This window comes from Actinomyces weissii (assembly GCF_016598775.1).
Lineage (GTDB): Bacteria > Actinomycetota > Actinomycetes > Actinomycetales > Actinomycetaceae > Actinomyces > Actinomyces weissii.
This window is the reverse complement of the sequence record NZ_CP066802.1, coordinates 523,271-538,889: the sequence shown is the minus strand read 5'-3', so window position 1 is coordinate 538,889 and position 15,619 is coordinate 523,271. Positions and strand designations below refer to the sequence as shown.

7 protein-coding genes and 1 pseudogene are annotated in these 15,619 nt (G+C 68.8%); 1 reads left to right on the top strand and 7 read right to left on the bottom strand.

Annotated elements, in window-relative coordinates:
- Window positions 1–388: 388 nt before the first annotated feature.
- The 7 genes from JG540_RS02170 to JG540_RS02140 form a co-directional block, all read right to left on the bottom strand.
- Window positions 389–4,342, bottom strand: coding sequence for a DNA-directed RNA polymerase subunit beta' (locus JG540_RS02170; protein WP_200276606.1), 3,954 nt, complete (start codon window positions 4,340–4,342; stop codon window positions 389–391).
- A gap of 132 nt (window positions 4,343–4,474) precedes the next feature.
- Window positions 4,475–7,990 carry a DNA-directed RNA polymerase subunit beta gene (rpoB, locus tag JG540_RS02165; protein WP_200276603.1) on the bottom strand — a complete coding sequence of 1,172 codons (3,516 nt, stop codon included), beginning with the start codon at window positions 7,988–7,990 and terminating at the stop codon, window positions 4,475–4,477.
- A gap of 277 nt (window positions 7,991–8,267) precedes the next feature.
- Window positions 8,268–9,170 (bottom strand): hypothetical protein, encoded by a 903-nt coding sequence (locus tag JG540_RS02160; protein ID WP_200276600.1) that lies wholly within the window; start codon window positions 9,168–9,170, stop codon window positions 8,268–8,270.
- A 305-nt stretch (window positions 9,171–9,475) separates the two neighbouring features.
- Window positions 9,476–9,865 (bottom strand): 50S ribosomal protein L7/L12, encoded by a 390-nt coding sequence (gene rplL, locus JG540_RS02155; protein ID WP_200276597.1) that lies wholly within the window; start codon window positions 9,863–9,865, stop codon window positions 9,476–9,478.
- Window positions 9,866–9,950: 85 nt separating this feature from the next.
- A complete protein-coding gene (gene rplJ, locus JG540_RS02150; protein WP_200276594.1) occupies window positions 9,951–10,472 on the bottom strand; it encodes a 50S ribosomal protein L10 in 522 nt (173 codons plus the stop codon).
- Between the two features lie 283 nt (window positions 10,473–10,755).
- Entirely contained in the window at window positions 10,756–12,315 is a 1,560-nt protein-coding gene (locus JG540_RS02145; RefSeq protein ID WP_200276592.1) for an OmpA family protein, read from the bottom strand.
- A 78-nt stretch (window positions 12,316–12,393) separates the two neighbouring features.
- The gene (locus JG540_RS02140; protein ID WP_200276589.1) at window positions 12,394–14,976 is read right to left on the bottom strand and encodes a serine/threonine-protein kinase; all 2,583 of its coding nucleotides are present in this window, start codon (window positions 14,974–14,976) and stop codon (window positions 12,394–12,396) included.
- 81 nt (window positions 14,977–15,057) lie between these two features.
- Here JG540_RS02140 and JG540_RS10700 point away from each other — a divergent pair.
- Window positions 15,058–15,513 (top strand): annotated as a pseudogene (locus tag JG540_RS10700) (DUF192 domain-containing protein); the annotation flags it as partial.
- Window positions 15,514–15,619 lie beyond the last annotated feature (106 nt).

The following is a 15,619-nucleotide window of genomic DNA, read 5'->3' as shown; positions in this document are numbered from 1 at the left end:
CGGGACTGCCCGCCCGTTACCTTGGCTGTGGTTGCTGGCCGCAAGAGTGCTGGTGGTCGGACCGGCGGTGGTCAGCATGATGGTCTGCTCTTGTCTGACTGAATGACCCGGGGGGTGTCACTAGCCGCCGCGACGCCCAAGTCATGACGCCCAAGTCATCACCCAGGCGGCCCGCACCCTCGCCTCCACTTCTGCATTTCGGCGCGAGTTGTGCCGGAAAACCGCACAACTCGCGCCGAAATGCACAAGTCAGGGTGGGGTGGGCACCCCCAGGGAGCCCCAGCCGGTCCAGGCACGACCGCCGGGAGCAGGCAGAGGCCGACCACTCCCCTTCCTGCGGGAGCAGCCGGCCTCGGCCAGGGCGCTCAGGGCCGGAGCCCTGAGGCGTTCAGAACTGGTAGTCCTGGTTGTTGAAACCGGTCTGGAAGTCGTCGGAGAAGTCCGCCCGGAAGTCGCCGCTGAACTGGAAGTCGTCCAGGGCCACCGACTCCGCCAGGCCGTAGCCCAGCGCCGCGCTGGTGCGGCTGAAGGCCTCCGTCTTGGCCTCCTCCGTCGGCTCCACCTCGATGTCGGCGTAGCGGGCCAGGCCCGTGCCAGCGGGGATGAGCTTACCGAGGATCACGTTCTCCTTCAGCCCCAGCAGCGGGTCGGACTTGCCGTTCATGGCGGCCTCGGTCAGCACGCGCGTGGTCTCCTGGAAGGAGGCGGCACTGAGCCAGGAGTCCGTGGCCAGGGAGGCCTTGGTGATGCCCATCAGCTCGGTACGGGCCGAGGCGGTCTTGCCGCCCTCAGCCATGACCCGGCGGTTCTCCTCGCGGTAGTGCATGACGTCCACCAGGTCACCCTGCAGCAGCGTGGTGTCACCCGGGTCCAGCACGGTCACGCGGCGCAGCATCTGCCGCACGATGACCTCAATGTGCTTGGAGTGGATGTCCACGCCCTGGGAGCGGTACACGCCCTGGACCTCGTCCACCAGCTGGCGCTGGGTGGCCCCCACAGAGCGCAGGCGCAGCATCTTCTTGGGGTCGATCGGCCCCTCGGTGAGCGGCTGGCCGGGCTCCACGGAGTCACGGTCCTGCACGAGCAGCTTCTGGCGGCGGGAGACCGGGACCACCAGGTCCTCCTCGCCGTCGTCACGGGTGATGACGATCCGCTTGCCGTCCACGTCGTCCTCGATCTTGACGCGCCCGGCGGCCTCGGCCACCGCGGCCTCACCCTTGGGGGTACGCGCCTCGAAGAGCTCCTGCACACGCGGCAGACCCTGGGTGATGTCAGCGGCACCAGCGGCACCACCGGTGTGGAAGGTACGCATGGTCAGCTGCGTGCCCGGCTCACCGATGGACTGGGCGGCGATGATGCCCACCGCCTCACCGATGTCCACGCGCTTGCCGGTGGCCAGGGAGCGGCCGTAGCAGGCGGCGCAGGTACCGACGGCGGACTCGCAGGTCAGCACCGAGCGGCAGGTGACCTCCTCGATCCCGGCGTTGATGGCCGCCTGGATCTGCTCGTCACCCAGGTCGGAGCCGGCCTTGACGACGACGTTGCCGTCGGCGTCCACCGCGTCCCGGGCCAGGGTCGTGCCGAAGACCGTGGTCCCCAGGACCTCGCTGGGCTCCTTGAAGCGCTCGCCGTCGACCTCCTTCCAGGAGAAGATCCGCTTGGTCAGGCCCTTGCGCGTGCCGCAGTCGTCCTCACGGACGATCACGTCCTGGGACACGTCCACCAGACGACGGGTCAGGTAGCCGGAGTCGGCGGTACGCAGGGCCGTGTCAGCCAGGCCCTTGCGGGCGCCGTGGGTAGCGATGAAGTACTCCAGGACGGACAGGCCCTCACGGTAGTTCGACTTGATAGGCCGCTCGATCAGCCGCTGCTTGGGGTCGGCCACCAGGCCACGCATACCGGCGAGCTGACGGATCTGGTCCCAGTTACCACGGGCCCCGGAGACCACCATCTGGTAGACGGTGTTGCGCTGCGGGAAGTTCTCCCGCATGGCGGTGGCGACCTCGTTGGTGGCCTTGGTCCAGATGTCGATCAGGGAGGAGTAGCGGTCCTCCTCGGTGAGGGCACCCATGTCGAACTGCTCCTCGACCTCGGTGGCCTCAGCCTCGTAGCGGGACAGGATCTCCGCCTTGGACTCGGGCGAGACGACGTCGGCGAAGGCCACCGTGATCCCCGACCAGGTGGACCAGTGGAAGCCGTTGGCCTTCAGCGCGTCCAGGGAGGCGGCCACGTCCACGCGCGGGTAGGACTCGGCCAGGGTGTTGATGATGTTCCCCAGCTTCTTCTTGTCCACCGTGTAGTTCACGTAGGGGAAGGACTCGGGCAGCGCCGTGTTGAACAGGGCCCGGCCCAGGGAGGTGCGCAGGGTGATGGGGTCACCCTCCTGCCAGCCCTCGGGGGCCTGCCAGTCCTCGGGGGCCACCACGCCCTCCTCGAAGCGGATGTCGGCGGCAGCGTTGACGTGGAGCCTGCCGAAGTCGTAGGCCATGACGGCCTCCGCGAAGGAGGAGAAGCTCGGCACCGCCTGCTCACCCTGGGCGTCCTTCTCCACCGCCAGGGCGGGGTCCGGCTCCTGGGTCAGGTAGTAGGTGCCGATGATCATGTCCTGGGAGGGCATGGTCACCGGGCGCCCGTCCGAGGGCTTGAGGATGTTGTTGCTGGAGAGCATGAGGATACGGGCCTCAGCCTGCGCCTCCGCGCCCAGCGGCAGGTGCACGGCCATCTGGTCGCCGTCGAAGTCGGCGTTGAAGGCGCCGCACACCAGCGGGTGGAGCTGGATGGCCTTGCCCTCAATCAGCTGGGGCTCGAAGGCCTGGATACCCAGACGGTGCAGGGTGGGGGCCCGGTTGAGCAGCACCGGGTGCTCCCGGATGACCTCGGCGAGCACGTCCCAGACCTTGGGGTTGGCACGCTCCACCATGCGCTTGGCGGCCTTGACGTTCTGGGCCTCCTTGAGCTCCACCAGGCGCTTCATGACGAAGGGCTTGAACAGCTCCAGGGCCATCTGGCTGGGCAGGCCGCACTGGTGCAGCTTGAGCTGGGGGCCGACGACGATCACGGAACGGCCCGAGTAGTCCACGCGCTTGCCCAGCAGGTTCTGGCGGAAGCGCCCCTGCTTGCCCTTGAGCATGTCGGACAGGGACTTCAGCGGGCGGTTGCCCACGCCGGTGACGGGCCGACCGCGGCGGCCGTTGTCGAACAGGGCGTCCACCGCGTCCTGGAGCATGCGCTTCTCGTTGTTGACGATGATCGTCGGCGCACCCAGCTTCTTGAGCCGGTCCAGGCGGTTGTTGCGGTTGATGACGCGGCGGTAGAGGTCGTTAAGGTCGCTGGTGGCGAAGCGGCCACCGTCGAGCTGCACCATGGGGCGCAGGTCCGGCGGGATCACCGGGATCAGGTCCAGGACCATGGACTCGGGGGAGGTGCCGGTGACCCGGAAGGCGTTGATGACCTTCAGGCGCTTGATGGCGCGGACCTTACGCTGGCCGGTGCCGTTCTCCACGACCTCGGCCAGGCTGGCGGCCTCGGCCTCCAGGTCGAAGCTGCGCAGGCGGGCCTGGATGGCCTCCGCCCCCATGGCGCCCTTGAAGTAGATGCCATAGTCGGCCTGCATGTCGCGGTAGAGGAGCTCGTCACCCTCCAGGTCACCGACCTTCAGGCCCACGAAGCGGTCCCAGACCTTGTCCATGTGCTCCAGGGTCTTGACCGAGCGACGGCGCAGCGCGGCCATGTCCCGCTCAGCGGCCTTGCGCAGCTTCTCGCGCTGGGACTGCTCGGCGCCCTCAGCCTCCAGCTGGGCCAGCTCGGACTCCAGGCGCTGCTGGCGGGCCTCGACGTCGGCCAGCCCGGCCTCCTCGACGTGCTTCTTCTTGACCTCAAACTCGTTGCGCAGGCTGGGCAGGTCGTCGTGACGCCCCTCCTCGTCCACCTCGGTGACCATGTAGGCGGCGAAGTAGATGACCTTCTCCAGGTCCTTGGGGGCGACGTTCAGCAGGTAGCCCAGGCGGGAGGGCACGCCCTTGAAGTACCAGATGTGGGTGACGGGGGCGGCCAGCTCGATGTGCGCCATGCGCTCACGGCGCACCTTGGAACGGGTGACCTCCACGCCGCAGCGCTCGCAGACGATGCCCTTGTAACGCACCCGCTTGTACTTGCCGCAGGAGCACTCCCAGTCCCGGGTGGGGCCGAAGATCTTCTCGCAGAAGAGGCCGTCCTTCTCCGGCTTGAGGGTGCGGTAGTTGATGGTCTCAGGCTTCTTGACCTGGCCGTGGGACCAGCTCTTGATGTCCGAGGAGGTGGCCAGACCCAGCTGGATGCGATCGAAGACGTTGGCGTCGAGCACAGTTCCTACTTCCGATTGGTCATTGCATCGGTTTGCTTGTGGGGGCTGCTCCGCGCTTTTCCAGGGCGGGGAGCTGCCCGGTGGGACCAGCCGGGAGGTGCCTGGGCTCCTCTACCGGCTGGCCCCCTGGTGTCAGATCTCGTCCACGGAGGCGGGTGCCCCGGGGCGGCGGCCCAGGTCGAAGCCCAGCTCCTCACCGACGCGACGGTCCTCGTCATGGTCGTCCAGGGCGATGGTGTTGCCCTCGGCGTCCAGCGCCTCCACGTTCAGGCACAGGGACTGCATCTCCTTCATGAGCACCTTGAAGGACTCGGGGATGCCGGGCTCGGGGATGTCCTCGCCCTTGACGATGGCCTCGTAGACCTTGACACGGCCGTTGACGTCGTCGGACTTGACCGTGAGGATCTCCTGGAGGGCGTGCGCGGCGCCGTAGGCCTCCAGCGCCCACACCTCCATCTCACCGAAGCGCTGGCCACCGAACTGCGCCTTACCACCCAGCGGCTGCTGCGTGATCATGGAGTAGGGGCCCGTGGAGCGGGCGTGGATCTTGTCGTCCACCAGGTGGTGCAGCTTGAGGATGTACATGTAGCCGACCGAGATCGGGTACGGGAAGGGCTCGCCGGAGCGGCCGTCGAAGAGCCGGGCCTTGCCGTCAGGCTGCACCAGCTCGAAGCCGTCCGCGTCCGGGACGGTGGAGTCCAGCAGGCCCATGAGCTCGTCGTCGCGCACACCGTCGAACACGGGGGTGGCCACAGGGGTGCGGGGCTCCGCCTTGACACCGTTCTCGGGCAGGCGCAGGGCCCACTCCTCGCCGGCCTCACGGGCCTTGGTGGCGTCCCAGCCGCGGGAGGCCACCCAGCCCAGGTGCAGCTCCAGGACCTGTCCCACGTTCATACGGCTGGGCACGCCCAGGGGGTTGAGGATGACGTCCACCGGGGTGCCGTCCGCCAGGAAGGGCATGTCCTCGACCGGGTTGATCTTGGAGATGACGCCCTTGTTGCCGTGACGGCCCGAGAGCTTGTCACCCACGGTGATCTTGCGGCGCTGGGCGATGAAGACGCGCACCATGCGGTTGACCCCGGCGGGCAGCTCGGCGTCGTCGGAGGAGGCGTCGATCTCACGCACACCGGTGACGATGCCGTACTCGCCGTGGGGCACCCGCAGGGAGGTGTCGCGCACCTCGCGGGCCTTCTCCCCGAAGATGGCACGCAGCAGGCGCTCCTCGCTGGTCAGCTCGGTCTCCCCCTTGGGGGTCACCTTGCCCACCAGGATGTCCCCGGAGCGGACCTCCGCACCGATGCGGATGATGCCGCGCTCGTCCAGGTTGGCCAGGGCCTCCTCGGAGACGTTGGGCAGGTCGCGGGTGATCTCCTCCGCGCCCAGCTTGGTGTCGCGGGCGTCGACGTCGTGCTCCATGATGTGGATGGAGGTGAGCAGGTCCTCGGCCACCACCCGCTGGGACACGATGATGGCGTCCTCGTAGTTCAGGCCCTCCCAGGTCATGAAGGCGACCAGGAGGTTCTGCCCCAGGGCGAGGTCGCCCTCGTTGGTGGCCGGGCCGTCCGCCAGGACCGTGCCGACCTCCACGCGCTCGCCCTCGGAGGCGACCACGCGCTGGTTGTAGCAGTTGCCCTGGTTGGAGCGGCGGAACTTGGCCACCTTGTAGACGGTCTCGGAGGCGTCGTCATTGGCCACGCGCACGAAGTCACCGCAGACCTCGGTGACCACACCGGCCTTGGTGGCCACCAGCACGTCCCCGGCGTCGACGGCGGTGCGCCGCTCCATGCCGGTGCCCACCAGGGGGGCGTCGGGCCGCAGCAGGGGCACGGCCTGACGCTGCATGTTGGCGCCCATGAGCGCGCGGTTGGCGTCGTCGTGCTCCAGGAAGGGGATCAGCGAGGTGCCCACGGAGACCATCTGGCGCGGGGAGACGTCCATGAGGTCCACCTGGGAGGCAGCCACCAGGGCGGGCTCGCCACCGGTGACCCGGCACAGCACCTGCTCCTCCGCGAAGTGGCGGCCGTCCTCGGTGAGCTCGACGTTGGCCTGGGCGATGGTGTGGCGGTCCTCGTCGTCGGCGGTGAGGTAGTGGACCTCGTCAGTGATCTTGCCGTTCTTGACCACCCGGTAGGGGGTTTCGATGAAGCCGAAGGGGTTGATGCGCGCGAAGGTGGCCAGCGAGCCGATCAGGCCGATGTTGGGGCCCTCAGGGGACTCGATGGGGCACATGCGCCCGTAGTGGGAGGTGTGCACGTCACGCACGTCCATGGAGGCGCGCTCCCGGGACAGGCCACCGGGCCCCAGGGCGGACAGGCGCCGCTTGTGCGTCATACCGGCCAGGGGGTTGTTCTGGTCCATGAACTGGCTCAGCTGGGAGGTCCCGAAGAACTCCTTGATCGCGGCCGTCACGGGCCGGATGTTGATCAGGGTGTTGGGGGTGATGGCCTCCACGTCCTGGGTGGTCATGCGCTCACGCACCTGGCGCTCCATACGGCCCATACCGGTGCGCACCTGCGCCTGGATCAGCTCGCCCACGGCACGGATACGGCGGTTGCCCAGGTGGTCGATGTCGTCAAACTCGACGGCGACGTCGATGATCTCGCCGTCGCGCACGCCCTCGACGGTCTCGGCACCTGCGTGCAGGGACAGCAGGTACTTGATGGCGGAGACGACGTCCTCGATGCGCAGCACGGACTCGTCCAGGCGGGCGTCCAGGCCGAGCTTCTTGTTGATCTTGTAGCGGCCGACCTTGGCCAGGTCGTAGCGCTTGGGGTTGAAGTAGAAGTTCTCCAGCAGGGCACGGCCAGCCTCCACGCTGGGCGGCTCACCGGGGCGGATCTTCTTGTAGATGTCCAGCAGGGCCTCGTCCTGCGTGGTGATCTTACGGTCCTCGTCCAGGGAGGAGACCAGGGCCGGGTAGTCCTTGAAGGTCTCGCGGATCTCGGCCTCGTCCATGCCCAGGGCCAGCAGGAAGACGGTGATGTCCTGCTTGCGCTTGCGGTCGATGCGCACGGCCACGCGGTCGGACTTGTCCACCTCGAACTCCAGCCAGGCGCCGCGGGAGGGGATGAACTTGGCGTTGTAGAGGAACTTGTCGCTGGCCTTCTCGGTGGTGCGCTCAAAGTAGACGCCCGGGGAGCGGACCAGCTGGGAGACGACGACGCGCTCGGTGCCGTTGATGATGAAGGTGCCGCGCTCGGTCATGAGCGGGAAGTCGCCCATGAACACGGTCTGGGACTTGATCTCGCCGGTCTGGAAGTTCTCGAAGTCGGCGACGACGTACAGGGGGGCCGCGTAGGTGAGGTCCTTCTCCTTGCACTCCTCGGCCGTGTACTTGGCCTCCTCGAAGCGGTGGTCGTGGAAGGACAGGGCCATGGTCTCCGCGAAGTCCTCGATGGGGGAGATCTCCGCGAAGATCTCCTCCAGGCCGGAGGTCTCGGGCAGGGAGCCGGGGCGGGCGGCGTTGGCGGCCTCGGTCCGTGAGCGCCACTTCTCGTTGCCCATGAGCCAGTCGAAGGACTCGGTCTGGAGGGCCAGTAAGTTAGGAGCCGCCATGGGCTCCGGGATCTTCCCGAAATTGACTCGCCGGGACGCGGTACGGGCGGCGATTTCTTCTGCGGTGGGTGCAAAGGTGCGCGAGGCAGCCAACAGTTTCCCTTCCCTCAAGAGCGGGGCTTAGAGTGCGCGATCAGTGGGCTGCTGGGCCGGGGGCCGAGCCCGGCACAGGGTCTGGCTGGACTCCAGCCAGGTCCCGTCCAGGTGGTCGACATATGGCAGTCCACACAATGCACGCGAAGCGCTAGCCTACACGGGGCGTTCAAGCAGGTCTATCCGTAAGGCGTGTCAGTAGTTGCGATTCCCACCACAGTCGTAGATACTGCCTGGCTTCGCACCTGCACAGGCCCCCGGTGGCCGCCGTCGCGGCTCACTGCCCGGAGCCCTCCTGACCTCCCCGACGACGGCGCCAGGCCAGCAGCAGGCCCCCGAGGAGCAGCAGGCCGCCTACCCCGACGCCTACGCCCAACAGGTCCACACCGGTGACGGCCAGCCCGGGGCGACCGGGGGCGCCGGGCCGACCCAGCCAGCCGGCCCCGGACCCTTGGCTGCTTCCGGACCCCGTCTGACCAGGTCCCGCCGGGGCCCCCGGCGCCGGGTCCAGGTCCTGGGCCGCGACCTGGATGCTGAAGCCGAGCCACACGCGCTCACGCTGGGTGTCGTTCAGGTTGCTGTCAAAGGGGAAGTCCACCAGCCCCTGGAAGTCCAGCCTCTCCCCCGGGGACATGGTGATCTGGGAGGTCTGGGTGGAGCCGGTGCAGCGCAGGCTCTCCGCCGTCAGCCGGGAGCCGCCGTACTCCACGGCCGCCCGCATCCCCGGCGAGTAGAAGCGGGTCTGGCCGCCGGGGTGGGGCAGGCCGCTCAGGTGGGGGTCCTGAGCGAAGGACTGCCCGGTGCAGCGGTCGTTGCGCCAGTCCATACGGACCACCACGGCCACCGGCTGGCTCCCTAGGTTCTGCACGGCGAAGGCCGGGCGCAGGCTGTCTCCGGGCACCAGCGCGAAGGCTCCCGGCTGCCCCTCCCCCAGGCTCAGGTCCGGCACGCGGTCCACCACCTGGCGGGCCACGCCGTCCACGCAGAAGGTGTCTGCCGGGCAGTCCTCCAGCCCCCCGGCAGCCGGCTGCGCCGCCTGTGCCACCGGCAGCGCGGTCGCGCCGCACAGGAGGGCACCTGCGGACGCGGCGGCCCCCAGGGCCCCGAGCAGACGGCGTAACACCACCGATACCGAAAAGCAATCATCTTGCAGCGCAAGACGGCGGAACCACGTCGTCATGGAGGTCTCCTGGGCGGGGAAAACGGCACCTTCGTTGGCACCGCTAGGGAATGCCCACATCTAACCACCGAGCCTCCGGACGCACCACCGCAACCGTTCCGTTATGGCCGCAACCTCACAGTTACATTCATCATGCCCGGTTCAGGGTGGCCACCACCGGGGCCCAGGGCGCCACTCGCCGCCACGGTCTACCGGCAGACAAAAAGCCCTGCCCCGCCCACCAGTGGTGGACGGGGCAGGGCTGGAGCACGTTCCCCTACCGTCAGGCTGCTGTCAGCGCAGCACCCCCGACGGCGGGGCAGGACTCACTTGAGGGTGACGGTGGCGCCAGCGCCCTCGAGCTGAGCCTTGGCCTTCTCGGCGGCCTCCTTGTTGGCGCCCTCGAGGACGGGCTTGGGGGCGCCGTCCACGAGCTCCTTGGCCTCCTTCAGGCCGAGGGAGGTCAGGGCGCGCACCTCCTTGATGACCTGGATCTTCTTGTCGCCAGCGGACTCGAGGATGACGTCGAACTCGTCCTTCTCCTCAGCGGCGGCGGCCTCGCCGCCAGCAGCCGGGGCGGCGGCAACGGCCACGGCAGCCGGGGCGGCGGCGGTGACGTCGAAGGTCTCCTCGAAGGCCTTCACGAACTCGGACAACTCGATGAGGGTGAGCTCCTTGAAAGCCTCGATGAGCTCGTCAGTGGTCAGCTTCGCCATGATGGGCGTTCCTTCCTGGATATGGGGTCCTGCACCGTCTGTATCTCAGCACAGGCTGGGGTTGTGGTTCTGACGCGGGCGACGCTCAGGCCGCCTGCTCCTGCTTGTCGCGCAGGGCGTCGACAGTGCGGACCGCCTTGGAGGCGGGCGCAACGAAGAGGTAGGCCGCCTTGGACAGGGACGCCTTCATAGCGCCCGCAGCCTTGGCCAGCAGCACCTCACGGGACTCGAGCGAGGCCAGCTTGTCGACATCAGCGGCGCCCAGGACCTTGCCGTCCATGAAGCCGCCCTTGATAACGAGCTGCTGGTTGTCCTTGGCGAAGTTACGCAGCGCCTTGGCGGCCTCAACCGGCTCCCCGGTGACGAAGGCCAGGGCCGTGGGACCCTTAAGGTCGTCCGCGAAGGCCTCCAGCCCGGTCTGGCGGGCGGCGATCGCGGCAAGCGTGTTCTTCACCACGGCGTACTCGGCGTTACCGGCGAGGGAACGGCGCAGCTCCTTGAGCTGGGCGACGCTCATGCCCCGGTACTCAGTCAGCAGGACAGCGCTGGCGTCGCGGAACCGGTCCGCGATCTCAGCAACCGCTGCCTCCTTGTCAGGCCTTGCCATGGGCCCTCCTTCCGTGGTCATCCGCCGGCCCTGCGCGAAAGAGCCCCGCGCCGGTGGGCACGGGGCTCGCAGTCCGCATACACGGAAGGATCTCGTTAGGCTCACCTGCGCTGGCTCCAACCAGGTTGGACTTGGCCCCGTTGACGAGGAACCGGCGGTCTTTGGCAGGGCCAACCCTATCTCGGCAGCCGGGCGAAGGCGCAAGCCGGCCCCCCGCCCCAGCGTGGTGCAATCGCTCACGTCCCCTGGCGGCGGATGGTCTCCGACGGGCCTAGGCGCCCTCTCAGGCCTGCTCCACCGGGATATCAGTCAGACGCAGGGCGAGCACCGCATCGGAGGTGTCGGCCTGCTTCAAGCCGGGCAGGTCCAGCACCACCTTGTCCTCGCCGGTGTCCGGCCACACGGCGGGCAGGCGCACCGGCTCACCTCCGCCCTTGATCCTCACCGGCACGGCCCCGGACAGCGGGTAGGTCTCCTCCCCGCCCACCAGGTAGGCCGCCACCGGCAGGTACACGTTGCCCTTCAGGAGCGTCAGGCTGCACACCCGGGAGAAGCGGTCTCCCCACTTGATGGTGCTGCTGAAGGAGCTAGGCAGGACCAGGGAGCCGTACGGGAGCTCGACGTCGGTGGCGGAGCGCATTAGCACCTCTCCCACCAGGAAGCCGTTCACACGGGTCACCTTGTCCATCCACACGTGGATGGTGCTCCCCTCGTACTGCACGTCCACACCGTCCTTGCCGGTGCCGACCGGCCCGCGCGCCGCCGGCTGCTGACCCGGCCCTGTCGGTGGGGCCGTGGGCTGGCCCGTCCGCCCCTGCTGCCCCTCCTCGGGCTTGACCGGGGTGAGCAGCACCTCCACCCGCCGGTTGAGCTGCCGGTTCTCCTCCGAGTCGTTGGGGACGCGCGGCGCCGTCTCCCCCTTGCCGGAGACGGTCTGGGTCCAGGCGCTCAGGGAGGTCAGCTGGCCCAGCCGCTGGGCCACGGCCTGGGCGCGCTGCTCGGAGAGGATCTGGTTGGAGGCGTCGTCGAGCACGTCGTCGGTGTGGCCGGTGACCTCCATGGTGCCGCCGGAGGGGAAGCGCCCCACCTGCTCCACCACCGAGGCCAGCACCGCGTCCGCCTGGGCTGACAGGGTCGCCGAGCCGGGGTCGAAGGTCACGTCCCCGCTGATGGTCACCGTGGTGACGCCCTCGTCCTCCTTGGTGTCGGCGGAGCCGTCAGCCACCAGCCGGCGCGTGATGATCCGGTAGCTCCCCTCAGCGGAACGGTCCACCTTGGCCTCGCGCAGCACCTCGTCCAGGTCGAAGCCAGCCTGGCTCGGCGCCACCACCGGCACCCCCAGGACCACCCCGCTGCGCGGCACCATCACCTCCACGCTGTCCAGTCCCTCCGGCAAGGCGTTGTAGACCGGGAAGACCTGGATCCACTCCCCGACGCTCGCGGAGCTGAAACGGCTGGGCTGGTAGCCCCCGATCACCGGGTACATGACGGAGCGGGGCAGGGACAGTAGCCGCAGGCCCCCAAGGGGCAGCGAGCTCCCGTCCTGTAGCAGCCCGGCCCCCAGGGTCACCTTCTCCCCAGCCGACGGGCTGTAGGCCACCCGCAGCACAGTCAGGCCGTCGCGTACCACCGCGGGACCGACATGCACGTCCCATACCTGGCCGCCCAAGGAGGTCCGCACGCTGACCCCGTCGGCATTGGCCGGGACGGCTGCCGCGCTCGGGGTGGCCGTGGCAGCGCCGTCAGCAACACCCTGGGCGTCCTTGCTACAGGCTGCCAGGACTGGTATGCCAGCCGCAGCCAGGGAGGCCAGGATCGTGGCTCGTCTAGAGACCAGGACCATCAGGGACCAGCTCCTTAGGTTGACGCTTCAGAAGTACCTCAGAGAACAGGTGGACAGGCTGCGCGCGGGTCCAGGGACTCAGCTGGCGACGACGGTGTACAGCACCAGGTCACCGTAGTCCCCGCCCTCACGTACCAGCAGGCGCCGGGACTTGGCCATGGTGCCGCTGGCCTTAGGGTGCTGCGACAAGGCCGTGACCAGGGTCCCCTTGACCTGCCAGGTCTGCTCCCCGGTCTTGCGGTCGTAGGCCACCACCTGGTCACCGGTGGCACCCTGCCTGGAGGAGCTCTTGCCTGTAGAGAAGACCACCCCGGCGCCGTCGGCGATGATGCCTATAGGCGTGATCGTGCAGGGCTCTCCCTCAGTGCGCTGGGGGGCGGCGAAGCCGGTACCCTCCTTGCCCATTACGTTGGCCGTACAGGCGTTCGTGTCCAGGGACAGGGCCAGGGACTCACCGCCGGAGACCAGCAGCACCCGCTCATAGCGGCCGGAGTCCTGCGGCACCGATTCCAGCGCCTTCTTCATGTCAGCCGCCGAGGTCGGGTCCTGGGCCCGCCAGCTGGTGGGCAGGCCGTTCTCGGTGGCGACCTCCCCCAAGGAGTTTCCCTCAGCGTCATAGACCACGGAAGGCGAGCCCTCCACCAGGAAGCCCTGCCCACCGACGAGGATATCGATGCCGCCTGGGCGGGGCTTGTCCCATTCAGGGGTCTTCTCAACCGGCTGCGACAGGCGGATAGCGCCGTTGGCGGCCTTAATCACCTGCATACGCCCGGAGCCGTCCTCATAGGTCAGGATGAAGTCCTTGGACACCCAGGCCTCGGTGTAGCCGCCGTCTAGCCGCCAGACCTGGTTGCCGGAGCCGTCCAGGGCCACCAGGGAGCCTTTGTACGAGCCTTCGCGGACGATCGCCAGGTCCCCAGTGGTTCCCAGCACCTCCGTGCCCTTGGAGAGCTCCAGGGAGCTGGGCTGCCCGTCCAGGCCGATGAACTGCCGCTTACCACCGGTCTCCTCACAGGCAAAGGTGTCGTTGGTGAAGAAGTAGCCGCTCGAGCAGTGCCCCTTCCAGAAAGCCGCCTGGTCGTCGCTGTCCAGGTCCCGCAGGCTCCAGTCACCGAGGTTCTCGGTGGCCAGGACCCGCTCGTTCGGGGAGAGCCTGATTCTGGACACGTCCGCGATCCGCTGGCTCTCCTGCAGCTTGGCGTGCAGGGGGAGGCCCAGCACCGCGCCACCGCTGCCAGCACCCCCCCAGCGGTTGTAGAGCCAGTAGCCCCCGATCCCGGTGCCCGTGAGCGCCAGGACCGCCACCAGCGCGGCCACCAGCCCGGCCCGGCCCCGCCTGGGGGTAGGGCCGGCAGGTGTGAGGCCAGCCGCCGCGAAGGGCGCCGGGGAGGAGCCGTAGGAGACCGCGGCAGGCGCCGGGCTGCCTCCCGCAGGGGGCAGTACGGAGGTAGCCACCGGGCCGGAGAGCGGCGCGGTCCCGTAGCCTGTACTCAGCCTGCTTCCCTGAGGCATCCCGTAGGCCTGGGAAGGGGAGGCCACCGCCTGCGGGGAGCCTACGGACGCTCCTGCCTGGACACCGCCGTAGAGCCCGTAGCCGGCAGCGGTCCCGGCTGGTACCGCTGCCGACGGCTCCACCAGGGTGGCTTCCCGGACTGCACCTGCCGTACCCGCCGCCGCAGGCTCCTGCGGGTCCCACTCAAAGGGGTTGTGGGCGCGGGTCGCGGGCAGCGGGGTGCTGAGCCGTGGAGCCGCCGGGATCTCCCGCAGCGAGGGCTCCAGCAGCCGCAGGCGCTCAGCGACCTCAGCGGCGCTCGGCCGGTCAGCAGCCTGCTTGGACTGCATGGCCAGGATCAGCTCCCACAGCGCGTCCGGGATCCCTTCGGGGCGCCCCGGGGTATGACGTGCGTGGCTGGCCAGGACCTGTGGAGTGCTCCCCTTGAACGGAGGTACCCCGCAGGCCATCTCGTAGAGCATCACTCCCAGGGAGTAGACGTCAGCGGTCAGTGGAGGAACCTTGCCGGTCAGCACCTCCGGGGCCATGTACAGGGGAGTGCCGATAGCGCTGGTGGAGGTGGTGGCACCCACCGCCTCACAGATCCTTGCCACCCCGAAGTCCGCCAGACGGGGTACCACCGACTCCCCCTCAGCGTGCCGCTCCAGCAGCACGTTAGCGGGCTTGATGTCCCGGTGCAGCACGCCCACCGCGTGCACAGCAGCCAGTCCCTCCGCGATCAGGGCGCCCAAGCGGGCCACCTCAGCCGGGGGCAGCGCGCCGCGCTCCGCCAGGTACCCGCGCAGGTCACCGCCGTCCACCAGGTCCATGAGGATGGCGAAGGTGTCCCCCTCCACCACCAGGTCACGCACCGCCACCACCGACCGGGACCGGATACGCATCAGGGTGGCACGTTCTCCCAGGAACCGTTCCAGGACGCCGGGCTGGGAGGCTATCTCAGCGCGCAGCACCTTGGCCGCCAGCTCCTCGTGGACGCCGGGCGCGCTGGTGTCGGCCCCGACCGGGTCCCAGAGGCCGGAGGCGTCCTCGGCACGCTGCGCACGCCAGACCTCACCTTGGGCACCGGAACCGATGCGGTCCAGGAGGACGTAGGCACTACCCAACCGGCGCAAGGGAGCAGACGCAGGAGAGTTTGCAGATGTCGTCATTGGGGTCTCCGGGGATCGTTAACCGTTTCAAGTAAAGGCTGGCACTGAACCTACCGCCCGACAAACCGGTTCTCAGCACCTATGTGGAACCATGACGGCTTGTGCGCCCTGGTTTGCGGGAACCGGGGCAGCCGGGACGTTCGGAAACCGGACGTCTCCCCGAGGCTAAAGGGGGCTGCCCCAGGCTGCCAGGGGCAGATCCCCCCGCCTCCCCAGGTACTCCCCGTGGAGGCTGGACCTGCCCTGGGAGGCGGCTCCCTAGACGGCTTCCACCTAGCAGCCCGCAGCGCTCAGGAACGCCGTCAGGGCCTGCGGGGCACGGACAGCCTGGCCGGAGCCCTGTGGATCACCCGTTGCGCCGCCGTGCACTGCATAGGCATGAGGTACCCGATTGACGTAGTCCACGTGACCCGCCGCGGCCAGGTCCTCTGCGTGCGCCTGATGCGCCCCGGTAGCATCGGCCTGCCCAGGCTGCGCGCCTACGCGGTGCTGGAGCTGCCCGCAGGCTGGGCGGCCAGGCTGGGGATCAGCACAGGCGCAGCCGTGGCCCTGGGCCCGCCCCGCCAGCAGGAGCGGGGGGGAGGCAGATGGAGCCCCAGCCCGGTCCGGGTACTAGCCACGACACCTGTGAGACAGTTTGCCG

Coding starts and splice junctions, on each gene's coding strand:
- JG540_RS02160 (WP_200276600.1), bottom strand. CDS start 9,170: ATGACGACGTGGTTCCGCCGTCTTGCGCTGCAAGATGATTGCTTTTCG.
- JG540_RS02140 (WP_200276589.1), bottom strand. CDS start 14,976: ATGACGACATCTGCAAACTCTCCTGCGTCTGCTCCCTTGCGCCGGTTG.
- rplJ (WP_200276594.1), bottom strand. CDS start 10,472: ATGGCAAGGCCTGACAAGGAGGCAGCGGTTGCTGAGATCGCGGACCGG.
- rplL (WP_200276597.1), bottom strand. CDS start 9,865: ATGGCGAAGCTGACCACTGACGAGCTCATCGAGGCTTTCAAGGAGCTC.
- JG540_RS02145 (WP_200276592.1), bottom strand. CDS start 12,315: ATGGTCCTGGTCTCTAGACGAGCCACGATCCTGGCCTCCCTGGCTGCG.